This is a genomic window from Rhodopila sp., from assembly GCF_035548235.1.
Lineage (GTDB): Bacteria > Pseudomonadota > Alphaproteobacteria > Acetobacterales > Acetobacteraceae > Rhodopila.
Genome location: NZ_DASZTJ010000213.1, coordinates 17,652 through 38,997, shown reverse-complemented (window position 1 = coordinate 38,997; position 21,346 = coordinate 17,652). Strand labels below are relative to the sequence as shown.

The window sequence follows — 21,346 nt, the reverse complement described above, 5'->3', positions numbered from 1 at the left end:
TTTCAACCATTCGATTTATTCATATCGTTGTATATGACTTCGCCGTGCTTCGCCGTATGTCGTGACACAGCATGGCAAACAGCATGGCAAAAAGACTCGACGTCGTCCGCCGAGTTGATATGTTCCCGTTGTGTTCGAAATTCCTGCCATCCCCGCGGCGCCCGCCGCCACGCCTCCGCCTCCCCAATCCCGCGGCCGTCCGCGTGCTCGAGCCACGCTGGTGCGGTTGCAGGAGCAGATCAGCCGCATCGAACGGCGCCATGGCAGCGGTCCGGTCGATCCCGCCGCCGGCACGCCTCGGTACATTCCCTTGCATGTGCCGGCGATCGACGCGCACCTGCCAGGCGGCTTGGCGCGTTCGGCGCTGCATGAGGCCGCGTCCGGTGGTCCGGACACCGAACACGCCGCCGCGGCGACGCTGTTCGTCGGCGGCCTGCTCGCCAAGCTCGACGGGCCGGTGCTGTGGGTGCTGCGCCAGGCCGACCTGTTCGCACCCGGCCTGGCCGCCGTCGGCCTGGGGCCGGACCGGCTGATCTTCGCCGAGGCGGGGCGGGACGTGCTGGCGGTGATGGAGGAAGGGCTGCGCCATCGCGGCCTGGCCGCCGTGGTCGGCGAACCTGCCGGTCGGATCAGCCTCGTCGCGTCCCGCCGCTTGCAGCTTGCCGCCGAACAATCCGGCGTGATGGCCATGCTGATCCGCCGCAGCCAGGCCTTCGACGATCCGCGGCATGGCGAACCCACCGCCGCCTTCACCCGCTGGCGGGTCGGCGCATTGTCTTCCGCCCCCTTGTCTTCCGCCCCCTTGGCCTACGCCCCCTTGGCCTACGCCCCCTTGGCCTACGCCCCGTCGGAGGAACGTGTCCGTTGGCGGCTCGATCTGCTGCGCAGCCGGGGCGGCAAGCCTGGGTCCTGGATCGTGGAGGCGTGCGATGCGACGGGTTGTCTCGGTATGGCTGCCGTTATTGCCGATCGATCGGATCAGGCGGCATGAGCCGGACCTGGTTGGCGCCCCCCTGGTGACGGTGGCGCAGAATGGCGGCGCACGCCTTGTGGCGGCCATCGGGCCCGCCGCGGCCAAGGTTGGTCTGCGCATCGGGATGAAACTGGCGGAAGCCCGAGTTCTGGCCGGCGCGCTGACCGAACGGCGGGCCGATCCGAAGGGTGAGGGGATGGAACTGCGCCGGCTGGCGGAATGGTGCCTGGATTATGCGCCACTCGCCGCGCCCGATCCGCCGGATGGGCTGTGGATCGACGTCACCGGCAGCACGCATCTGCATGGCGGCGAGCGGCGCATGCTGCACGATCTCGTGCGCAAGCTGGCGGCCCAGGGCTTCACCGCTCGTGCCGCCGTCGCCGATACGCCGGGGTTGGCACATGCGATGGCGCGGTTCCACCACGATCCCATCAGCGTGGCCCCGCCCGGACAGGCCGGTCTGCCGGACGATCACCCGGTCGAGGCCCTGCGCCTGCCGCCGGAAACCAGCAGCGAACTGCGCCGGCTGGGCGTGCGCCGGGTTCACCAGGCCACCGCCATCGCCCGCGGCCCGATGGCGCGCCGCTTCGGCCCCGCCGTCGCGCTGCGCCTCGACCAGGCCGCCGGCCGGGTATTCGAGCCGATCCGGCCGGTCCTTCCCGAAGCAGCCATCCAGGCGGAGCAGCGGTTCCTCGAACCGCTGCTGACGACGGAGGGTTTCTCGGCGGCCATCGGCACGCTGGCCGATCAGGTCTGCGCGGCGCTGGGCCGGAAAGGGCAGGGGCTGCGCCGCTGCGACTTGCGCTTCGAGCGGGTCGACGGCTCCATCCAGGCGATCCGGACCGGCACCGCGCGCGCCGTCCGCGATCCCGCGCATCTGCGCCGCCTGCTGATCGACCGGCTGGAGAAGGTCGATCCTGGCCTGGGGGTCGAGACCATGGTCCTGACCGCCATCGCCACCGACGCGCTGCCCGTGAAACAGGCAACCTCCTTATTCGATGAGCCAGACACCGACCTCGCCCCGTTGTTCGACCGCCTGGTTGGCCGCCTGGGCGCCGCGCGGGTCTATCGCCTGGCGCCGGTCGCCGGCCATGTGCCGGAACGGACGGTACGGCGCGTGCCGGTGACGCAATCGGTCCCCGGATCGTGGCCCCAAGGGGAATGGTCCACGAAGATGCCGCGACCGGTGCGGATGCTCGACCCGCCACAGCCGGTCGAGGCAGTGTCCATCGCGGGGAAGGCACCCGATGAGGCCCCGGCCAGCTTCGTCTGGCGGCGCGTGCGCCATCGCGTCCGCCGCGCCAGCAGTCTCGAACGCATCGCCGCCGAGTGGTGGCAGGAGACGCCCCTCTCCGATCGGGACTATGTCCAGGTGGAAGACGAGCAGGGACGCCGCTTCTGGCTGTTCCGCGCCGCCGAGGGCGGGCGCTGGTTCCTGCACGGCTTCTTCTGATCGCCTATTCGCCGGCGGAGCGGATGAGGAAGGCCATGCGGACAAGCTCCGCGAGGCTGTGCGCGCCCATCCGGGCCATGAGGTTGGCGCGATGCACTTCCACCGTCCGCGGGCTGATCTTCAGGTCATAGGCGATCGTCTTGTTCGGCAAGCCGGCCAGAAGCCCGTCCAGCACCTCTCGCTCCCGCCCCGACAGGCTTGCTATCCGCTCGCGGATCGCGGCGAGTTCATCCTCGCGTTCGGCCTTCGCCGCATGGCGATCGATCGCCGAATAGATCGCGCCCAGCAGGGTGTCGTCGGAGAACGGCTTTTCGATCAGGTCTACGGCGCCGGCCTTCATCGCCTCGACCGCGAGAGGCACGTCGGCATGGCCGGTGATGACGATGACCGGCAGGGTCACCTTGCGGGCCTTCAACTGCCGCTGCAATTCCAGCCCATCCATCCCCGGCATGCGGACATCGGTGATGATGCAGCCCGCCTGCAGGGTCGGCACCACGTCAAGGAACGCCGCCGCCGATGCATACACGCGCACGGGAAGGCCCGCCGTCGCCAGCAGGAAGGCGACGGCCTGGCGGACGCCTTCATCGTCATCGATCAGATGAACCACGGCTTCAGCCGTCATTCTCGGCGTCCTCTTCATCCAGGTCAGGGTCGACGGCGCGCAGCGTCATGCGGAAGATCGTTCCGCCGCCGGGGTTGGGTTCGGCCCAGAGCTGGCCGCCATGCGCCTCGATGATCGTGCGTGAGATCGACAGGCCGACGCCCATCCCGTGCGGCTTGCTGGTGACGAAAGGCTGGAACAATTGCACCGCGATCTCCGGCGCGATACCCGGACCGGTATCCGCCACGCTGACCTCTGCCATCCCTTCCGTCCGTTCGGCCGTCGCGACCGTCAGCTCCCGGCGGGTCGTCTCCTGCATCGCCTCCATCGCGTTGCGGATCAGGTTGAGGATGACCTGCTGGATCTGGATCTTGTCGACCAGGACGAAGCGGGCGCGAGGATTGAACCGGTAGTGGACCGCGATGTTGGTTTCCTTGGCGCCGACCAGGGCGAGGGCGCTGGCTTCCTCGATCAGCTTGCCCAGGTCCTCGACATACCGCTCGGTCTCGCCGCGGGCCACGAACTGCCGCAGCCGGCGGATGATCTGACCCGCCCGCAGCGCCTGCTCCGCCGCACGGTCGATCGCGTCGTGCAGCATCCCGTCCCGGCCGGACACGTCGTCCTGCGTCCTGTTCTGGCCCGACAGCAGGCGGCGGCAGCCGTTCAGATAGCTGGCCACTGCCGTCAGCGGCTGGTTCAGCTCGTGCGCCAGGGTGGAGGCCATCTCACCCATCGCGGTGAAGCGCGACATATGGATCAGCTCCGCCTGCAGGTCCTGGAGGCGCTGCTGCGTCGCCTGCCGTTCCGTCAGGTCGCGGATGAAGCCGGTGAAGGAACGGCGGGTGCCGGTGATCATCTCGCCAACCGCGAGTTCCATCGGGAATGTCGTGCCGTTGCTGCGCAGGCCGACGACGACGCGGCCGTGGCCGATCACCCTGCGCTCCCCGGTCGCGAGGTAGCGTGCCAGGTAGTGGTCGTGCATCTCCCGGTACGGCGATGGCATCAGCATCGAGACGTTCCGTCCGATGACCTCCTCCCGCGCATAGCCGAACAGGCGTTCGGCGGTGGCGCTGAAGGACTGCATGATGCCCTGGCTGTCGATGACGATCATCGCGTCGGGCACCGTCTCCAAGACGGAGGTCAGATGTGCCTCACGCTCACGCAGGGCGGCCTCGGCGTTGGAAGCCTCGGCGGCGATCAGGATGCCGCAGGCCTCGTTGTCCGCCTTGCGCCCGCGCAGGCGCAGGCGGGCGCCGGCGGCCGTCCGGACGGTGATGTCGAGGCTGGGTCCGGGCCCGAACAGCGTGGTTTGGGCAAGGTTGCGGTCCTCGGGGTGGATCAGCCCGAGAAAGTCCTGGATGCCGGCCGGCGTACCGTCCACCAAGGCGGCGGCGCCCGCCGACAGCATCAGCGCACCCGTGCCCAGGTCCCAGTGCCATATGCCGATTTCGGCGGCCGCGATCCCTTTCTCCGCCCCAGTGTCCGCCATCCGGTCCATGGGGGAGGCCGCCCGGTCAGGGACGGTCTTCGCCGGCATGCTCTTCCGCCTCTCTTCGTCATCGATGCAGGCCGGTATAACATGGGCCATTGCGTCATCCAACGGATGGTTGACCTGTATCAACGCGGCGGGTCCGCTTGGGTAAGACTATCCGTGCCGTATGAAACGAGAGGAGGATCGGATGAGTCTGCGAGACATCCTGGTCGTGCTGGACGGCACGCCACGGGACGAGGCGAAGCTGACGGTGGCGTTCAGCCTGGCCCAGCGAAGCGATGCGCATGTGCGTGGCCTGTGCGTGCTGGAGCATCTGCTGCCCGCCGACATGGCGTTTGCCCTGGGCGGCTATCCCGATATCTGGGCGATGCCGGAATTCTCGCGGATGATCGAGGCTGCGGCGAAGACCCGAGCGGCCGAAGTGGAAACGAAGTTCCGCGACCGCCTGCGGCGTGAAGGCGCCAATGGCGACTGGGAGCTGGAGAGCGGTCCGCTCCTGCCCACGGTGCTGCGCTACGCGCGGATTTCCGATGTCGTGGTGATGGGCCAGCGCGACCCCGACAATCCCGGTCCCATCATCGCTCGGACACTGATCGAGGACATGTTGATGGCCTCGGGCCGGCCGGTCCTGCTGGTGCCCTATGCGGGCAGCTTTGAAACCATCGGCACGCGCGTCCTGGTCGGTTGGTCGCGCACGCGGGAGGCCTCGCGCGCCCTGCATGACGCGCTGCCGCTGATCGTGCCGAAGGCCAGCGTCTCGGTCCTGATCGCCGAGGCCGATCCGTCCGACGTCGATGAGGTGCCGACCGGCGATGTCGGGGAACACCTCGCACGCCACGGCTTCGAGGTGTCCGCCGCCCGTACGGTGCTGGCCGACGGCATCGGCCCCGCCGATGCCTTGCTGGGATACGCGGCGGAGAATGCCTGCGACCTGCTGGTGACCGGGGCATATGGGCATTCGCGCACGCGGGAGATGATCCTGGGCGGCGTCACCCGCGACCTGCTGCAGCACATGACGCTGCCGGTGCTGATGGCCCACTGACAAGCCGGCGGGGACGGGTCAAAAGGGCGCGCGGAAGGACCCAGGCTGGCATGCCCCTTGCCTCGTCGGGCCGTCCTTGGAATGGAGCCTGCATGACCAACCCCCTGGACGGTTCGGCCGTCGATATCCATACGCATGTCTATCCGGAGCGCTATGTTGCCCTGTTGCGGGCCCGTAACGCCGTGCCGCGGATCGTCAACCGGAACGGCATGGACCGGATGCTGATCCTCCCTGGCGAGGATACCGACGGCAGCACAGCGACCGGCCGTCCCCTGGGAAGCGAATACTGGGACCGCGACCGCAAGCTCGCATTCATGGACAGGCACGGGATTGGCATCTCGGTGCTGAGTCCCGCCAATCCCTGGCTGGATTTCCTGGACGCGGATGAAGCGGGGCCGGCGGCGACCAGCATCAACGAGAGCATGGAGGCGATGGCCGAGGGCGGGCAGGGGCGGCTTTACGGCATGGGTCTGCTGCCGCGCGATCCCGTCCTGGCGGCAGAGGAACTCGGGCGGATCGCGGCGCTGCCCCATCTGCGCGGGGCGGCGATCGGGACGACGGGCGCCGGCAAGGGGCTGGACGACCCGGCGATGGACGCGGTCTGGGCGGCGGCGGAGCGGACGGGGACGATGATCTTCGTGCATCCGCATTACGGGTTGGGCACGGAGCACATGCGCGGCTACGGCCACGGCATGCTGCTGGCCCTGGGCTTCCCGTTCGAGACGACGACGGCGATCACACGGCTGATCCTGGGCGGTACGTTCGACCGATTCCCTGGTCTGAAGATCATGGTCGCGCATTCCGGCGGCGCGCTGCCCTATCTCGCGGGGCGTCTGGACGCGTGCATCGGCGACCATGCCGACCCGAACGTGAAGCTGAAGCAGGAACCCAGCGCGTATCTGAGGATGATGTATTTTGATGCGATCTCGTATTCGACCGAGACGCTGCGGCTGCTGGCCAGCCTGGTGGGCTCGGATCGGTTGATGTTCGGCACCGACCATCCGTTCTTCCCGCCCGCGGTCCCCAATGACGCGCTGGATACGACGGATTGGCACAGCCCCGTCGCGCATCGTCCGGTCGTCGCGGCCCTTGGGGCGGCCCTCGGGACGGCCCTCGGGGCAGCCCAAGGGGCGCCTCTGGGGTCGGGCGTCGGCGACGCGATCCTGTCGGCGAATGCGATGCGGATCTTCGGCCTGACGCCGTTATCCCCTTAACCCGACGCCGTCCCTGATACCCGCCGGCCCTGCCGCCCCTGTTCATGGGCTGGGCCATCTCCGTCGCTCGAGGCGCCAGGTGGCCCGACCAAGCCGGGCCATGGCGAAAAAAAGGGGAAAGCCGTTTTACCCCGCCACAGACCCCTGGACCCGCGCCGGCTTGCGGCGGCGGAAGGCGCGGGTGAAGCGCCGGAGCCCCGCCATCTGCTGCTGGGTCCAGGTGCCCGTCGCCAGTGCCTCCTCTCCCGACGGATCGCCGGTGCGGACATAAGCGCGCGAGAAATCCGCCGTTCCGAACAGCATGTCCCACCATGGCAGCACCGCACCGTAGTTGCAGCTTCTCTGTCCCGCGGCCAGCACGCCGTGATGCGCGCGATGGAAGCGGGGCGAGATCAGCAGGCGGTCGCCCAACCACCCGAAGGACAGCCGGACATTGGCGTGCGCAAGCGATTCCAGGAACCGCAGCATCAGGACCAGCAGCGGGAACTGCAGCGGGGGCACCCCGATCAGCAGCGCGATCACGCTGAACCAGATGAACGAGATCAGGTCGTCCAGCACATGGTTCCGGTCGTCGGACCAGAACGTCATCTGCCGCTGCGCGTGATGCAGCGAATGCAAAGCCCACCACCAGCGGAACTTGTGCGACAGCCAGTGCCGGACATACTCGGCGAAATCGAGGATGATCGCGTAGAGGAAGAACGTCAGCACCTGCCGCCCCAGCAGGAACGGAAAGAAGCCTTCCAGGGTCGGAGGCACCCAGCCCTGGTCCGCCATCCACCCTGTCACCATGACCTGGGCGCGATAGAACAGCACATAGGTCACCAGAGGCAGGACGCCGACACGCGACAGCAGGGTGTACGCCACGTCCACCCAGACGGCGTGGCTGTTGGGCCAGCGCTCCACCGGCCGCCAGCGTTCCAGCGGCAGGCAGACCGCGAAGGTCACCACCACCTGCGCGACGCCGTACAAGGCGAACGTCGCCCAGCCGTAGGATACATCCTCCCAGCTCATCAGTCCGGTGGCGTACAGGAACGGGATCAGCAGGTGTTCCTGCAGCCAGCCGGCGCCGAGGTCGAACCAGTTGTCCATCAGCGGCTGGACAGGGCTGTCGGCGATGGTGCGTGGGGAACCAGGAACAGGCCGTGCGGCGACCGGCCGACATCGACCGTCTGGTAGTGCCCGCTTTCGGGATCCAGGACAGCGACCTTCTCCGCCCAGCGGCGCGTGATCCACAACTTTCCGTCCGGGGCGAAGGCCATGTCGTCCGGACCGCCGGGGATGTCATAGCGACGGATCAACTTCAGCGTCTTCGCGTCGAGCGAAACGGTCGTGCCGCCGACACGGTTGTTGACCCACAGGATCTTCCCGTCCGGGGACAGGAACAGGTTGTGCGCGCCCTTGCCGGTGACGACGTGTTCGATGACATGGCCGTCGGCCGGGTCAACGACGGCGATATAGTCGGTCCCCATGTCGGCAACCAGGACATGCCCGTTCAACCACAGCACGCCGGCAGGGGTCTTGCCGATCGGCACGTCCCATTTCGGTGTCATGGTGCGCAGGTCGAATGCCTCCAGCTTGTCGCTGTCCTGCAGGCTGACGAAAACCGTCGACGAGTCCGGCGAATATGCGAGATGGCTTGGCGTCGCGACGACCGGGAACCGTTTCACCAGCCGCATGGTCGCCGCGTCATAGACATCCACCTGGTTACGCGCGAGACCATTGACCGTCAGGTATTTCCCGTCCGGGCTGAAGCCGAGCTGATATGGGTCGGGAATGGGAAGGCGTTTCTGGATCGAACCGGTATTGGGATCCAGGAACAGCATCTGGTTGCCGGTCGTATCGCCGACCAGCAGGCTGCGTCCGTCGGGCGATATCACCAGGTGATGCGGCTCCCGCAGGACGGGGATGCGCCGTACCTCTTTCATCGTCGACATGTCGACGACGCTGATCGAGGCACCCGCCGAATTGAGGATATAGGCAACGCCCGCGGCACGGGCGGCCAGCGGCTGGATGCACCAGGTGAAGGCGCAGACCGCAAGAAATAGAAGGGGAGACAGGCGCCGCATGGGCCGAGACACTCCGGCTGGAACGCGCCCCTCCCTACGCCCTGGGGACCGAATCGGGCAAGGGTAAACGATTGAAAACAGCGGTTGAGAATGCGAACAGCACGCAGGCTGGCGTCGAGATCAGCACGTTGTCCGTCGCCGCATGCGCCGCGAAGGCGACGTAGACAAGGCGGAGGATACGACGCTCCGCCAGCCCAAGCCCGCGCGTGCCGCGGATCACCCAGCCGGCGAACAGCAGGACCAGCAGGGCCAGGCCGATCTGCCCGCCTTCGACCTCGATGCGGAGATATTCATTATGGGCGGCCCAGGTGTGCAGCAGGCGTGCGATCCACCCGTCGGAGGGGATCACGACGTTGCCGGCGCCGATCCCCCAGCCGAACCATGGGGATCGCGCCGCCGCCGTCTCGAACCATGGCCAGAGCAGGTTGCGCCCGCTCAGGTCTCCGGCCTCGGTCGCCACGATGTTGAACAGGCGCACGCCGGCCAGGCGATCGGCGAGCAGCGCCAGGACCGGGGCGGCGCAGGCAGCCAGCAGCAACAGCAGCCGCCGGGCATGGGACGGGAAGGTGCTCGAGGGGACGGCGACCAGCGTCACACCGATGACCCCGACTGCGTAGGCCAGCGGCGCTCGGGCACCCGTCAGCATCAGGATCACGACATTCGCCGCCAGCAGCGCCACGTCTCCGAGACGGCCGAACCGGTACGTCTCGATCAGGCAGGCGTAGATGGCGGGCAGGCAGACGCCGGCCAGGAAGGCCGGGTGCCCCAGGCCCGCCAGCCGGGCGCCGCCGCTGTCGACGAACATCGGCCGCCATCCGCCGATCGCCAGCGGGACGCAGGCGGCGACCGCGATCAGCGGACACCATTTCGTGGCGCGGATGATGGCGTCCGGCCAGTCGCGCGGCAGGCGGCAGAAGCAGAAGGCAAACGGCGCGACCGACCCGATGAAGGAGCGCAGACTCTCGCCGGTGGTCAGGCCCGGATACAGACCGTGCGCCCAGCCGAAACCGAGCATGGCGGCATAGGCCCAGACGGGGTTGAGCAGGTCAAGGCGACCTCCGAACCGCAGGGCACACAACGCGGCGAGGCCGATCTCCGCCCCTTTGACCACTGCGATCGTGGCCTGCATGGACGAAGGGGCGACCAGGTCATGCAGCGTCATCTCCAGGCTCATGCCGGCGCCAACCAGCCAGGCGGCGCTGAATGCCGTCGGATGGATCAGCGCCAGCCCGGCGACACCCATCACCGCGGCGCCCGCCAGGCACGCCGGGAAGATCGACGGGGTCAGCACGCCGTACGCGAGCAAGCCCACGATCAGCAGGATCGTGGCCTGGAGCAGTACGGTCTCGTTGCTTTTGTCTGCCAGCATCACACCGCCGTATGCCGGAAAAACCTGAACGAAAGGTTGACGCTCGGTCTCGCCGGTCCTCTCCTTCGGGAAACCAGTTGGGGGAAACGGGAATGAGCGAGATACGGGTCCTGGCCACGGGGTTACGCTTCCCCGAGGGACCGGTCGCGATGAAGGACGGATCGATCGCACTGGTGGAGATCGAGCGGCAGACCGTCACCAGGGTCTGGCCGGATGGGCGCACCGAGGTCATCGCCCATACCGGCGGAGGTCCGAACGGTCTGGCGGTCGGGCCGGACGGTGCGTTCTATGTCTGCAACAATGGCGGGTTCCAGTGGCGGCTGGAGATGAACCTGCTGCGTCCTGCGGGTCCGGCCAGCGACTATGCCGGCGGCAGCATCCAGCGGGTCGATCCCAGGACGGGCGAAGTGACCGTCCTGTACGACCGTTGCGGCGCCCACCGGCTGTTGGGGCCCAATGACCTCGTCTTCGATGGCCATGGCGGGTTCTATTTCACCGACCTCGGCAAGGCGCGGAGCCGGGACCGTGACTGGGGCGGGGTCTATTACGCGCTGGCCGACGGGTCCAAGATCACCGAGGTGGTGCATCCGGTGCTGACGCCGAACGGCATCGGCCTCTCCCCCGACGGGCGCACCCTCTATGTCGCCGAGACGGAAACCGCTCGGCTGTGGGCCTGGGACGTCGTCGCGCCGGGCGTGCTGGCGAAAGCGCCGTTCCCGTCGCCGCATGGCGGGCGGCTGATGGTGGGGCTGGGCGGGTTCCAGCGCTTCGACAGCCTGGCGGTCGACGCGACCGGGAATGTCTGCGTCGCGACGCTGGTCAACGGGTCGGTCAGCGTCATTTCCCCCGACGGGGGGTTGGTCCGGCAGGTGCCGATGCCCGACATGTTCTGCACGAACATCTGCTTCGGCGGCCCGGACCTGCGCACGGCCTACATGACCTTGTCGGGCACCGGGCAGTTGGTGGCGATGGAATGGAACGGCCCTGGCCTGAGGCTGGCGCACCAGCCAGCCTGATCGCACCGGGTGTCCCGGTATGATTGCACGCGGCTGGCGGTCCGGCGGCCGGGCCAGCCATGATCGCCGTCCGCCATGCCGCCAACCGCATGCGGCATTCCGCCGTCTTGACCTGATATATCAGGCCCGGCATGCTGATCGAAAACCTAGGGAGGTAACGAACCGTGCTGCTTCGCGACAGCATTTACGATGCGCTTCGCGCAGCCATCCTGCAGTGCGACCTGCCGCCCGGGCAGGAACTGCGCGAACAGGACCTGGCGGCACGCTATCGGGTCAGCCGCTCTCCGGTGCGCGACGCTCTGCTGCGGTTGGAGAAGGGGCGGCTGATCACCGTGCTTCCGCGCCAGGGCTACCGGGTGAATCCGATCTCGCTGGAGGACGCGACCGAGATATTCGCCCTGCGCCTCATCATGGAACCGGCCTGCGCTGCAGCGGCGGCCCAGGGGAAAGGTGTTGGGCGGGACGTCGCGGCCCTCGACGCCTGGCGGGACGCGGACGGGGAGGATTTCGTCGCCTATAACCGCGGTTTCCACGCCGCGGTTGCCGATCTCGCTGGGAATGGCCGGATGGCGGCGGTGGTACACGACCTGATCGACCAATCCGATCGCCTGGTGCGCGTCAGCGTCGCCAGCCCCGAGGTCGCCGACCGCCAGTTGATGGCCGAACATGGCGCCATCATCGATGCCATCCAGGCTGGGGACGCCGCGTTGGCGGAGCGGTTGATGCGCGCCCATGTCATGGGAGCCCGCGACCGCGTCCTGACCGCGCTGCGGGATGTCCCGGGATGCCGGCCCAAGACACCAGTCATTCGGGACAACGCCGCATAGGCCGAGGGCCGCACGACCACGCCCAGGTCGAACCTCTGCGCGAACTGGCGGGCCGAGGCCGCTGCGGCCGGGGGACGCGGCGGCGTTACGTCCCCATCGTCACCGGCCGCAGGCCGTCGGCGACGCGCAGCGTGCCGCCCGTCGCCGCCCGGATCTCCTCGACCGTCAGGCCGGGAGCGATCTCACGCAGCCGGAAGCCATCACCGGTCGGCTCGAACAACCCGTAATTGGTCATGACGAGCGTCACCACGCCGCGTGCGGTGACAGGCAGATCGCAGGCCGGGACCAGCCTGGGGCTGCCGTCACGGGTCACGTGCTCCAGGATGATGAACACCCGCTTCGCACAGGCCGCGAGGTCCATCGCGCCGCCAATGCCGCCACCTTTCTGGCCCTTGAGCTTCCAGTTGGCGAAATCGCCGGTCATCGCGACCTGATAGGCCCCCATCACGGTCGCATCGATATGCCCGCCGCGGATCACGCCGAAACTGTCGGCATGATGCACAACGGCCGCGCCCGGCTTCAGCGTCACGTTCTGTCCGCCGGCGTTCACGAGGTTCAGGTCTTCCTCGCCCGCCGGCGCCACGGGCCCGTACCCGATCACCCCGTTCTCTGAATGATACGTGATCGCCCGGTCGCCGATATCGGTGTTGGAACACATGGTCGGGATGCCGACGCCCAGGTTGACGATCCAGCCGTCCTGGAATTCCCATGCCACCCGGTCCGCCATCTGCTGGCGGGTCAGTCCTTTCGTCTCGCTCATCGTTTCCGCTCCTGCCGCTTGGCGGGCCAGATGCCTTCGGGCGCCGGCGGCACCTTGACCAGGCGGTGTACGTAGATACCCGGCGTATGGACGTCGTCCGGGTCGATGGAGCCCGCGGGCAGGATCGGGTCGTCGATCTCGGCGATCGTGCAGGCGGCGGCCGTCGCCATCACCGGATTGAAGTTTCGTTGCGAACGATGGAACCGCAGATTGCCGAACGCGTCCGCCGTGCGGGCGCGGATGAAGGCGTAATCGAGTTTCAGCGCGTATTCCAGCAGGTATTCGCGGCCGTTGATGACCCGCGTCTCCCGCCCCGCGGCGAGTTCGGTCCCGACCGCTGTCGGCGTATAGAACGCCGGGATGCCCGCTCCGGCCGCCCGCATTCGTTCCGCGAGCGTGCCCTGCGGCACCAGCTCCGCGTCGACCTCGCCGCTCTCGTAATATTTGGTGAAGGGCAGGACATCGGTCGGCCGGGTCGCCGCAGTGAAGGCGCAGATCACCTTGGCGACCTGCCCGTTCTCCACCAGCATGCCGATATCGGGCATCCGGGGCTGCTGCGCGCCGCCGGTGGTGTTGGCAACCAGCGTCAGCCGCTTGGCCCCCTGGTCCCGCAAGGCGTTGATCAGGTTGAAAGGCGTGCCGGGCATGGCGAAGCCGCCGAAGCCGATCACGCTGCCGTCCGGAATATCCGCTACGGCTTCGGCGAAGCCACCGAATAGCTTGGTTCTTTGACTCATGCGTTTCCCCGCGTGCTGACAACGATGAACAGCCAGAGGCGCGCCGAGTCAAGGCAAGCGGTCTTGCCGGCTCAGGGACCATGTGCCGAGATCCCGCGTCCGGACACTTTTTGCCTGCTTCGGGGGCACAAGATATTCGCCAGAGATATCCACCAGGCACCTCTGCCGGCAGGTTGCCGGCATCGTGGGCGAGATGGTTGCCATAACCGGCCGTATGGCCGGGTGTATGTCTACTAACCTGTGCACAAGTCATTTCGAGGCGACGATGAGTTGATGTTTCGGCGGCAAACCGCCAAATTCAAATGCACAAGTGCGGAAGGTTCCTCGATGAACGCCTCTTTTCTGACCCCGACCCTCGTGGCGTGTCTGTTGATCGCCCAACCTGTGCTGGCGCAGACGACACCCAGCAGCCAACCGACCCAGAGCATGAGCCATGAAGCGCCAAGCAAGCAGCCGGCGCAAAGCCTGAGCCACAATGCGGCGACGAAGCAGAAGACCCAGAGCTTGAGCCATGGGATGGCGACCAAACAGAAGACTCAAAGTCTCGCGCACGAAGCGCCCATGAAGCAGCGGACGCAGAGCCTCGCGCACGACGCGGCGACGAAGCAGCAGACGCAGAGCCTCGCGCATGAAGCGCCCATGAAGCAGCAGACGCAGAGCCTGAGCCACCCTGGCGGCGGTCTCCCCGATGGCGTGACCAAGCAGCAGTAACGCCAACCGGCTTCCATCCCGCACGTGCCATCCGTCATGGTTCGACTGTCTCATCTTCTCCCCCTCCGAGGCGCCGGAATGACCCGGTCAAGCCGAGCCGAAAGGGGGATGGACATGGACCCTGGTCGCGGATGCTCGTCATGGACATGCAAGACGTCGGGCCATGTGCTGTTATCGGAAAGCCTGAGGGCATCCGGCACCCCGAGGACGCCATGATCGAACCCGCCTCCCTTGTCTGCCGAACGATCGGCACCTTGCACACCCCGTGGAAGACGCCGCGAGACTGCCCGCGCAATGGACGCCAGCCCGATCCGGCACCCGTCTGTTCGGTTCGCCTCGACCCCGACATGGTGCCGGGCCTGGCCAGCCTGGACGGGTTCTCACACCTGGTTCTAATCTACTGGATGAACCTCGCCGGCCAGCCTCTGCTGACCTTCACGCCGCCCTTCGACACCGAGGTCCGTGGGGTCTTCGCCACGCGCGCACCGTTCCGGCCCAATCCGATCGGCCTGTCGGTCGTGGCGTTCGACGGCTTCACCGCGCCCGATACGCTGGCGGTCCGCTATCTGGATTGCGTCGACGGCACGCCGCTGCTGGACATCAAACCCTATCTGCCCAGCACTGACAGCGAACCCAACGCGCGAACCGGCTGGCTCGACCGGCACGTCACCCGCAACCGCAACACCGCCGCCACCTGAGCCGTTCGCCATACGAACCGTTCAGGGTGTCCGCAGCCGCTCCACCGCCTGCCGCACCAGCGGGTCGAGTTGCATCGTCCCATCGTCCAGATGGGAGACGATCGTCCGTCGCATGCGCGGGTCCCAGAACTTGATCAGGTGATCGGCGATCCCGTCCACCGCTTCCTGGCTTTTCTGCGACGCGAAGAACCGGCCGATCTGGTTGGCCATGTAGGCAAGCTTCTCAGGCGACATGACGTTCCGCCACCGGTTCCTGTTGGATGCGGTCGGGGTGGGTGAACACCTCGAAACCATCGGGCCGGACGATGCCGATCAAGGTGATCCCGGCGGCATCGGCCGTCCGGATCGCCAGCGCCGTCGGGGCCGACACGGCCGCGACGACCGTCGCCCCCAGCGTGGCCGCCTTCTGCACCATTTCGACTGAGATACGGCTCGACAGCAGCACGATTCCATGGTCGACCGAAGTTTCGGCACGTGCCAGCGCGCCCGCCAGCTTATCGAGCGCGTTGTGCCGCCCGACATCCTCCCGCAATGCCACAAGGCCCCGTGTCGGGGTCCAGAACGCCGCAGCGTGGACGGCATGGGTGTCGGCGTTCAGCGTCTGAGCCGGGACCATCGACCGCATCGCGGCCTCGATCGTCCCCGTTGTCAGCGTCGGACCGGCCGGCACCCGAGGGACCGGGCGGATCGCGGCGGCCAAGCTGTCCAGCCCGCACAGCCCGCATCCGCTGGGTCCGGCGAGGTGCCGCTGCCGGCGCGTCAGCGCCTCCTGCCGGTCACCGGCGAGGTCCATGCGCAATTCGATCCCATCCCGGACCGTTACGACCTCCAGCGCCGTGACATCGGCGGGCGACGCGATGATGCCCTCGGAGAGGCTGAAGCCGTAGGCGAAATCTTCCAGGTCGCCGGGAGTCGCCAGCATCACGGCATGCGTCGTTCGGCCGTATGTCAGCGCGACAGGGGCTTCCTCGGCGACACGCCGAACCCCCTCGACCGAGGCATGGCCACGCCACGCCGTCCGTGCGACCGGGATCGAGACGTCAGTCACCCGCGTCTTCCGGTTCGGCGATCCGCCGGCTCTGCGCCGCCAGCGCCGTATAGCGGACCTGCCAGTCGCTGGGACCGTTCGAGGGTGAGACCTGCACCGCGGTCACCTTGTATTCCGGGCAGTTCGTCGCCCAGTCGGAATAGTCGGTCGTCACCACGTTCGCCTGCGTCATCGGGTGATGGAACGTCGTATAGACGACGCCGGGCGCGACGCGGTCGGTGATGCGGGCGCGCAGCGTCGTCTCACCGGTACGGCTGCGCAGCCGTACCCAGTCACCCTCGTTCAGACCACGCTCCTGGGCGTCGTGCGGATGGATCTCCAGCACATCCTCCTGATGCCAGACGACATTCGCGGTCCGGCGGGTCTGCGCGCCGACATTGTATTGCGACAGGATCCGGCCGGTCGTCAGCAGAAGGGGGAAGCGCGGACCGATCTTCTCGTCGGTCGGCACGTACTCGGTGACGACGAAATTGCCCTTGCCCCGGACGAAGCCGTTGACGTGCATCACCGGTGTCCCGTCCGGCGCGGCGCCGTTGCACGGCCACTGGATCGACTCCTCGTCCAGCTTCTCGTAGGTGACACCGGCAAAGGTCGGTGTGGTGCGGGCGATCTCCGCCATGATCTCCCGCGGATGCGTGTAGTGCATCGGATAGCCCATGGCGTTGGAGATGGCCTGCGTCACCTCCCAGTCCGCGAAGCCGGTGCGTGGCGCCATGACCTTGCGCACCCGGTTGATGCGGCGTTCGGCGTTGATGAACGTGCCGTCCTTTTCCAGGAAGGTCGCGCCGGGCAGGAAGACATGCGCGTAATTGGCCGTTTCGTTCAGGAACAGGTCGTGCACCACCACGCAGTCCATGGCCGCGAGGCCGGCGGTGACGTGCTGGGTGTCGGGATCGGACTGCACGATGTCCTCGCCCTGGATGTATATGCCGCGGAAGGATCCCTCGACGGCGGCGTCCAGCATGTTGGGGATGCGCAGGCCCGGTTCGGGTTCCAGCGCCACGCCCCATTCCTTTTCATAGATCGCTCGGACCCCATCGTCGGCAACGTGGCGATAGCCCGGCAGTTCGTGTGGGAAGCTGCCCATGTCGCAGCTTCCCTGCACGTTGTTCTGGCCGCGCAGCGGGTTCACCCCGACGCCGGGCCGGCCGATATTGCCGGTCGCCATCGCGAGGTTCGCGATCGCCATGACCGCGGTGCTGCCCTGGCTGTGTTCGGTCACGCCCAGCCCGTAATAGATCGCCCCGTTCCCCCCCGTGGCATAAAGCCGAGCGGCACCGCGGACCAGGGCGGCGGGGACATGGGCGTGGGATTCGAGGGCTTCGGGGCTGTTGCGCGGCTCCGCCACGAACGCCGCCCAATCGGCGAAGGCCTGCATGTCGCAGCGTTCCTTCACGAAGGCCTCGTTCACCAGGCCTTCGGTCACGATGACATGCGCCATGGCGGTCAGTACCGCGACATTGGTGCCGGGGCGCAGCGGCAGGTGGTAGGACGCCGCGACATGGGGCGTGCGCACCAGGTCGATGCGGCGCGGATCGACGACGATCAGCTTCGCGCCTTGCCGCAGCCGCCGCTTCAGGCGTGACCCGAAGACCGGATGACCATCCGTCGGATTGGCGCCGATGACCATGACCACGTCGGCATGCTCGATGCTGTCGAAATCCTGCGTGCCGGCCGAGGTGCCGAATGTCGTCTTCAGCCCATAGCCGGTCGGCGAGTGGCACACGCGCGCGCAGGTGTCGGTGTTGTTGTTGCCGAACGCCGCCCGCGCCAGCTTCTGCACCAGGTAGGTCTCTTCATTGGTGCAGCGCGAGGAGGTGATGACCCCGATCGAGTCCTTCCCGTGCTCGGCCTGGATGCGCTTGAAGTCACGGGCGACGCGGGCGATCGCCTCGTCCCACGTGGTCTCCCGCCAGGGATCGGAGATCTTGTCGCGCATCATGGGCTTGAGGATGCGGTCCGGATGCGAGGCATAGCCCCAGGCGAAGCGGCCCTTGACGCAGGAATGGCCATGATTGGCCTTGCCATCTTTCCACGGCACCATGCGCACGACCTGATCGCCCCGCATCTCCGCCTTGAAGCTGCAGCCCACGCCGCAATAGGCGCATGTCGTAACGGCGCTGTGTTCCGGCTGTCCCATCTCGACGACGGATTTCTCCATCAGCGTCGCGGTCGGACAGGCCTGGACGCAGGCGCCGCAGGAGACGCATTCGCTGGTCAGGAACGGTTCATCCATGCCGGCCGCGACTTTCGATTCAAAGCCGCGGCCCTGGATCGTCAGCGCGAACGTGCCCTGCACCTCGGCGCAGGCCCGCACGCAACGGGAGCAGACGATGCATTTCGACGGATCGAAATCGAAATAGGGATTGGAGGCGTCGACCGGGGCCGACAGATGGTTGGCACCTTCGTAGCCGTAGCGCACGTCCCGCAGCCCGACCTCTCCGGCCGCGGTCTGCAACTCGCAATTCCCGTTGGCGGAGCAGGTGAGGCAGTCGAGCGGATGGTCGGAGATGTAAAGCTCCATCACCCCCCGCCGCAGGCGGCGCAGCTTGTCGGAAATCGTGTGTACCGCCATGCCGGGGGCAACCGGCGTGGTGCAGGACGCCGGCGTGCCGGAACGGCCCTCGATCTCCACAAGGCACAAGCGGCAACTGCCAAAGCTGTTCAGCGAGTCGGTGGCGCAGAGCTTGGGGACCTTGATCCCAGCTTCCATCGCCGCGCGCATGATGGAGGTGCCGGCCGGCACCGACACCATCTGACCGTCGATGGTGAGGGTGACGGCTTCGCCTTCGGTGACGGCCGGGGTTCCGTAGTCGGTCTCCTGCAACAGAGGCACGTCCAACTCCTCCTCTACGCAGCGTTCCGGCGGGCGTCCGGATGGGCCAGCCGCCGGAAATCGTCTGGGAAATGCTCCAGCGCGCTCAGCACTGGATATGGGATGAAACCGCCCAAGGCACAGAGTGATCCGAACCTCAGCGTATGGCAAAGATCGCGCAGCACTTCGAGGTTCCTGTCGACTTCGTGCCCGGCGATGATCTTTTCGATCGTCTCCCGCCCGCGCACCGACCCGATGCGGCAGGGGGTGCATTTGCCGCAGGACTCGGCGGCGCAGAACTCCATGGCGAAGCGTGCCATCCGGGCCATGTCCACCGTGTCGTCGAACACGACGACGCCGCCATGGCCGATCAGTCCGTCCTTGGCGGCGAAGGCCTCGTAGTCGAACGGCGTGTCGAACAGGGACGGGGGGAAATAGGCGCCCAGCGGACCGCCGACCTGCACCGCCCGTACCGGACGGCCAGAGCGGGTGCCGCCGCCGATGTCGTTTACCAGTTCCCCCAGCGTGACGCCGAAGCCGACCTCAAACAGGCCGCCGTTGCGGACATTCCCCGCGAGTTGGATCGGCATCGTGCCACGGGAGCGGCCGAAGCCTAGGGCGTGATACGCCTTGGCGCCGTCACGCAGGATGGCCGGCACGCTGGCGAGGGTGACGACGTTGTTGATCACCGTTGGCCGGCTGAACAGGCCCTGATGGGCCGGCAGCGGCGGTTTCGCCCTGACCTGCCCGCGCTTGCCCTCCAGGCTTTCGAGCAGCGCGGTTTCCTCGCCGCAGACATAAGCGCCGCCGCCGACCCGCTGTTCGATGTCGAAGCCGGCGCCCAACAGGCCTTCCCGCCGTGCGATGGCCAGTGCGGCGTCGAAGGTAGCGATCGCATGGGGGTATTCGGAGCGGGTGTAAACGTAGCCTTTCGCGGCGCCAACGGCGAAAGCGGCGATCGCCATGCCCTCGATCAGCGTGAACGGGTCGCCTTCCATCAGCATCCGGTCAGCATAGGTGCCGGAATCGCCTTCATCGGCGTTGCAGACGATGTATTTGCGCGGCCCTTTTGCGTCCGCCACCGTCTTCCATTTGATGCCGGTAGGAAATCCCGCGCCGCCCCGGCCGCGCAGGCCGGAGTCGAGCACGGTCTGCACGGTCGCCGCCGGTCCCGCCGCGTACGCGCGGTCCAAGCCGGTCATGCCGCCATGGGCGCGATAGTCGGTGAAGGACAGCGGGTCGATCTCGCCGCAGCGGGCGAATGTCAGGCGGTTCTGGCGGCGGAGGAACGGGATGTCGGCAGGGTTGCCGAGCCGGTGCGCCGTCGCGTGCCCTTCCAGCAAGCCAGCCGCCAGAAGGGCGGGGATGTCGGCCGCGGAGACGGGACCGTAGGCGATGCGGCCGGATTGGGTTTCCACCTCGATCATCGGCTCCAGCCAGAACAACCCGCGGGAACCGGTCCGCACGACCTGAGCATGCGGCGCCAATGCCGCAGCCACCGCATCGGCCCCGACCGCCAGCGCGGCCGCGTCCCGCGGAACGAAAACGCGGGTCACGATAAATCCCCCAACAGCGCGCATGCCCGCTCTGCCGTCAGTCGGCCGACCGGCTGGCCGTCGAGCAGCGCCGCGGGCCCGCTGGCGCAGAGACCGAGGCAGAAGACCGGTTCCAGCGTCACCGCACCATTGGCGGTCGTGTCGTGCCAGTCGATGCCCAGGACGGCATGGACCGTCTCGGCGACGGCCTCGGACCCGACGGACTGGCACGCCTCCGCGCGGCAGAGGCGCAGGGTATGCCGGCCGGGAGGCGTGCGGCGAAATTCATGATAGAACGAAACGATCCCGTGGACGTCGGCGCGGCTGATGTTCAGATGGGCCGCGATCAGCGGTTCGGCGTGGGCAGGTACGCAGCCGAACGTGTGCTGCAGGGCGTGCAGGATGGGCAGGGCCAGGGTCTGGCCTGATGTTTCCGGGTCGTCGCCGCCGGCCCCTTGGGCGGGGCCGAAACCCTTGATGATCGATGCCGCCCGATCAGCGTTCCATGGCTCATAATGCGCCATCTGTTTCCTCCGGGCGACATTCCCGCGTACCCGCGAGGCCGCCTGGAGCGGAGACTAGAACGGTGATGCGCTGACGGAAAGCGCTGACGCTGCCTGTTCCGATCGCAACAGCGTCCTCGACACCCTCAATGCTGCGCCGGCGGATCGTCGTGCTTCATCATCAACAGCAACGCCTGACGCAGCCGCAGGATGCCGCCGCGGGTCTGGCCATGGTCGCACATCTTCTGGCCCTCGGCCGACAGGTCGTCGACTTCCCGAGGCGGCTTGGCCGGCGCGACCTCCACCAGGTCACGCACCCGATCGGCAAGCTGGCGGCAATATTCGGGCGTGTCCGTCGTGACCTCCATCGGCGGCTGCTGCAGCCGCGTCTCCGCGCTCAGGCGCCCGCTCGGCACGGTGAGACCGGCGAAAGCGATCATCCCGCCGGACAGAGCCACATATCCAAATCGCGGACCGGAGGTCCGA

21 protein-coding genes are annotated in these 21,346 nt (G+C 67.4%); 8 read left to right on the top strand and 13 right to left on the bottom strand.

Annotated elements, in window-relative coordinates; translation table 11 throughout:
• The first annotated feature begins 130 nt into the window (after nt 1-130).
• Together VHB27_RS17600 and VHB27_RS17595 are read left to right on the top strand one after the other, a co-directional pair.
• Nucleotides 131-991, top strand: a complete 861-nt coding sequence (locus VHB27_RS17600) for an ImuA family protein (RefSeq protein WP_325602872.1) — start codon at nt 131-133, stop codon at nt 989-991.
• Entirely contained in the window at nt 930-2,426 is a 1,497-nt protein-coding gene (locus VHB27_RS17595; protein ID WP_325602870.1) for a Y-family DNA polymerase, read from the top strand. The genes VHB27_RS17600 and VHB27_RS17595 overlap by 62 nt, the downstream gene beginning before the upstream one ends.
• 4 nt (nt 2,427-2,430) lie before the next feature.
• On the opposite strand, the gene fixJ is transcribed toward VHB27_RS17595, so the two are convergent.
• Both fixJ and VHB27_RS17585 read right to left on the bottom strand, forming a co-directional pair.
• Nucleotides 2,431-3,048 (bottom strand): response regulator FixJ, encoded by a 618-nt coding sequence (gene fixJ, locus VHB27_RS17590; protein WP_325602868.1) that lies wholly within the window; start codon nt 3,046-3,048, stop codon nt 2,431-2,433.
• Nucleotides 3,038-4,564: a PAS domain-containing sensor histidine kinase gene (locus tag VHB27_RS17585; protein ID WP_325602865.1), complete on the bottom strand. Its 1,527-nt coding sequence runs from the start codon at nt 4,562-4,564 to the stop codon at nt 3,038-3,040. Before VHB27_RS17585 ends, fixJ begins: the two co-directional genes overlap by 11 nt.
• Before the next feature lie 142 nt (nt 4,565-4,706).
• Here VHB27_RS17585 and VHB27_RS17580 point away from each other — a divergent pair, with 142 nt between their 5' ends.
• Both VHB27_RS17580 and VHB27_RS17575 read left to right on the top strand, forming a co-directional pair.
• The gene (locus VHB27_RS17580) at nt 4,707-5,561 is read left to right on the top strand and encodes a universal stress protein (RefSeq protein WP_325602863.1); all 855 of its coding nucleotides are present in this window, start codon (nt 4,707-4,709) and stop codon (nt 5,559-5,561) included.
• Nucleotides 5,562-5,653: 92 nt separating this feature from the next.
• On the top strand, nt 5,654-6,775 hold the full coding sequence (locus VHB27_RS17575; RefSeq protein ID WP_325602861.1) for an amidohydrolase family protein: 1,122 nt from the start codon (nt 5,654-5,656) through the stop codon (nt 6,773-6,775).
• Between the two features lie 126 nt (nt 6,776-6,901).
• Here the strand turns inward: VHB27_RS17575 and VHB27_RS17570 are convergent, their stop codons facing one another.
• From VHB27_RS17570 to VHB27_RS17560, 3 genes are read right to left on the bottom strand one after another with little or no spacing between them, the layout of a single operon-like run.
• Nucleotides 6,902-7,864 carry a sterol desaturase family protein gene (locus VHB27_RS17570; protein WP_325602859.1) on the bottom strand — a complete coding sequence of 321 codons (963 nt, stop codon included), beginning with the start codon at nt 7,862-7,864 and terminating at the stop codon, nt 6,902-6,904.
• Nucleotides 7,864-8,841: a YncE family protein gene (locus VHB27_RS17565; protein WP_325602857.1), complete on the bottom strand. Its 978-nt coding sequence runs from the start codon at nt 8,839-8,841 to the stop codon at nt 7,864-7,866. Before VHB27_RS17565 ends, VHB27_RS17570 begins: the two co-directional genes overlap by 1 nt.
• A gap of 34 nt (nt 8,842-8,875) precedes the next feature.
• Nucleotides 8,876-10,210, bottom strand: coding sequence for an O-antigen ligase family protein (locus tag VHB27_RS17560; protein ID WP_325602855.1), 1,335 nt, complete (start codon nt 10,208-10,210; stop codon nt 8,876-8,878).
• 92 nt (nt 10,211-10,302) lie between these two features.
• Between VHB27_RS17560 and VHB27_RS17555 the strand changes: the two genes are divergently transcribed.
• Both VHB27_RS17555 and VHB27_RS17550 read left to right on the top strand, forming a co-directional pair.
• Nucleotides 10,303-11,226: an SMP-30/gluconolactonase/LRE family protein gene (locus VHB27_RS17555; RefSeq protein ID WP_325602853.1), complete on the top strand. Its 924-nt coding sequence runs from the start codon at nt 10,303-10,305 to the stop codon at nt 11,224-11,226.
• Between the two features lie 164 nt (nt 11,227-11,390).
• A complete protein-coding gene (locus VHB27_RS17550) occupies nt 11,391-12,053 on the top strand; it encodes a GntR family transcriptional regulator (protein WP_325602851.1) in 663 nt (220 codons plus the stop codon).
• An 85-nt stretch (nt 12,054-12,138) separates the two neighbouring features.
• Here the strand turns inward: VHB27_RS17550 and VHB27_RS17545 are convergent, their stop codons facing one another.
• The gene (locus VHB27_RS17545) at nt 12,139-12,813 is read right to left on the bottom strand and encodes a 3-oxoacid CoA-transferase subunit B (protein WP_325602849.1); all 675 of its coding nucleotides are present in this window, start codon (nt 12,811-12,813) and stop codon (nt 12,139-12,141) included.
• Nucleotides 12,810-13,550, bottom strand: coding sequence for a CoA transferase subunit A (locus tag VHB27_RS17540; RefSeq protein WP_325602847.1), 741 nt, complete (start codon nt 13,548-13,550; stop codon nt 12,810-12,812). The genes VHB27_RS17545 and VHB27_RS17540 overlap by 4 nt, the downstream gene beginning before the upstream one ends.
• Before the next feature lie 327 nt (nt 13,551-13,877).
• On the opposite strand from VHB27_RS17540, the gene VHB27_RS17535 reads away from it, so the two are divergent.
• Both VHB27_RS17535 and tsaA read left to right on the top strand, forming a co-directional pair.
• Nucleotides 13,878-14,261: a hypothetical protein gene (locus VHB27_RS17535; RefSeq protein ID WP_325602844.1), complete on the top strand. Its 384-nt coding sequence runs from the start codon at nt 13,878-13,880 to the stop codon at nt 14,259-14,261.
• Nucleotides 14,262-14,473: 212 nt separating this feature from the next.
• A complete protein-coding gene (tsaA, locus tag VHB27_RS17530) occupies nt 14,474-14,959 on the top strand; it encodes a tRNA (N6-threonylcarbamoyladenosine(37)-N6)-methyltransferase TrmO (RefSeq protein ID WP_325602842.1) in 486 nt (161 codons plus the stop codon).
• Between the two features lie 21 nt (nt 14,960-14,980).
• Here tsaA and VHB27_RS17525 read toward each other — a convergent pair whose 3' ends face one another.
• The 6 genes from VHB27_RS17525 to VHB27_RS17500 form a co-directional block, all read right to left on the bottom strand.
• Nucleotides 14,981-15,193 (bottom strand): formate dehydrogenase subunit delta, encoded by a 213-nt coding sequence (locus VHB27_RS17525; protein WP_325602840.1) that lies wholly within the window; start codon nt 15,191-15,193, stop codon nt 14,981-14,983.
• Complete coding sequence (fdhD, locus tag VHB27_RS17520; RefSeq protein ID WP_325602838.1) at nt 15,183-16,007, bottom strand: formate dehydrogenase accessory sulfurtransferase FdhD; 825 nt, start codon at nt 16,005-16,007, stop codon at nt 15,183-15,185. The genes VHB27_RS17525 and fdhD overlap by 11 nt, the downstream gene beginning before the upstream one ends.
• On the bottom strand, nt 16,000-18,843 hold the full coding sequence (fdhF, locus tag VHB27_RS17515) for a formate dehydrogenase subunit alpha (protein ID WP_325602836.1): 2,844 nt from the start codon (nt 18,841-18,843) through the stop codon (nt 16,000-16,002). Before fdhF ends, fdhD begins: the two co-directional genes overlap by 8 nt.
• A 14-nt stretch (nt 18,844-18,857) precedes the next feature.
• The gene (locus tag VHB27_RS17510; RefSeq protein ID WP_413788633.1) at nt 18,858-20,378 is read right to left on the bottom strand and encodes an NADH-ubiquinone oxidoreductase-F iron-sulfur binding region domain-containing protein; all 1,521 of its coding nucleotides are present in this window, start codon (nt 20,376-20,378) and stop codon (nt 18,858-18,860) included.
• Nucleotides 20,375-20,881, bottom strand: coding sequence for a formate dehydrogenase subunit gamma (locus VHB27_RS17505; RefSeq protein WP_325602832.1), 507 nt, complete (start codon nt 20,879-20,881; stop codon nt 20,375-20,377). Before VHB27_RS17505 ends, VHB27_RS17510 begins: the two co-directional genes overlap by 4 nt.
• A 125-nt stretch (nt 20,882-21,006) precedes the next feature.
• A complete protein-coding gene (locus VHB27_RS17500; protein WP_325602830.1) occupies nt 21,007-21,318 on the bottom strand; it encodes a hypothetical protein in 312 nt (103 codons plus the stop codon).
• Between the last annotated feature and the right edge of the window lie 28 nt (nt 21,319-21,346).

What these genes read in the sequence shown, in the direction of transcription:
- VHB27_RS17545 (WP_325602849.1), bottom strand. Translation starts at nt 12,813, where the DNA reads ATGAGCGAGACGAAAGGACTGACCCGCCAGCAGATGGCGGACCGGGTG.
- VHB27_RS17575 (WP_325602861.1), top strand. Translation starts at nt 5,654, where the DNA reads ATGACCAACCCCCTGGACGGTTCGGCCGTCGATATCCATACGCATGTC.
- VHB27_RS17505 (WP_325602832.1), bottom strand. Translation starts at nt 20,881, where the DNA reads ATGGCGCATTATGAGCCATGGAACGCTGATCGGGCGGCATCGATCATC.
- tsaA (WP_325602842.1), top strand. Translation starts at nt 14,474, where the DNA reads ATGATCGAACCCGCCTCCCTTGTCTGCCGAACGATCGGCACCTTGCAC.
- VHB27_RS17555 (WP_325602853.1), top strand. Translation starts at nt 10,303, where the DNA reads ATGAGCGAGATACGGGTCCTGGCCACGGGGTTACGCTTCCCCGAGGGA.
- fixJ (WP_325602868.1), bottom strand. Translation starts at nt 3,048, where the DNA reads ATGACGGCTGAAGCCGTGGTTCATCTGATCGATGACGATGAAGGCGTC.
- VHB27_RS17560 (WP_325602855.1), bottom strand. Translation starts at nt 10,210, where the DNA reads ATGCTGGCAGACAAAAGCAACGAGACCGTACTGCTCCAGGCCACGATC.
- VHB27_RS17565 (WP_325602857.1), bottom strand. Translation starts at nt 8,841, where the DNA reads ATGCGGCGCCTGTCTCCCCTTCTATTTCTTGCGGTCTGCGCCTTCACC.
- VHB27_RS17595 (WP_325602870.1), top strand. Translation starts at nt 930, where the DNA reads ATGCGACGGGTTGTCTCGGTATGGCTGCCGTTATTGCCGATCGATCGG.
- VHB27_RS17535 (WP_325602844.1), top strand. Translation starts at nt 13,878, where the DNA reads ATGAACGCCTCTTTTCTGACCCCGACCCTCGTGGCGTGTCTGTTGATC.
- VHB27_RS17540 (WP_325602847.1), bottom strand. Translation starts at nt 13,550, where the DNA reads ATGAGTCAAAGAACCAAGCTATTCGGTGGCTTCGCCGAAGCCGTAGCG.
- VHB27_RS17580 (WP_325602863.1), top strand. Translation starts at nt 4,707, where the DNA reads ATGAGTCTGCGAGACATCCTGGTCGTGCTGGACGGCACGCCACGGGAC.
- VHB27_RS17585 (WP_325602865.1), bottom strand. Translation starts at nt 4,564, where the DNA reads ATGCCGGCGAAGACCGTCCCTGACCGGGCGGCCTCCCCCATGGACCGG.
- VHB27_RS17570 (WP_325602859.1), bottom strand. Translation starts at nt 7,864, where the DNA reads ATGGACAACTGGTTCGACCTCGGCGCCGGCTGGCTGCAGGAACACCTG.
- VHB27_RS17525 (WP_325602840.1), bottom strand. Translation starts at nt 15,193, where the DNA reads ATGTCGCCTGAGAAGCTTGCCTACATGGCCAACCAGATCGGCCGGTTC.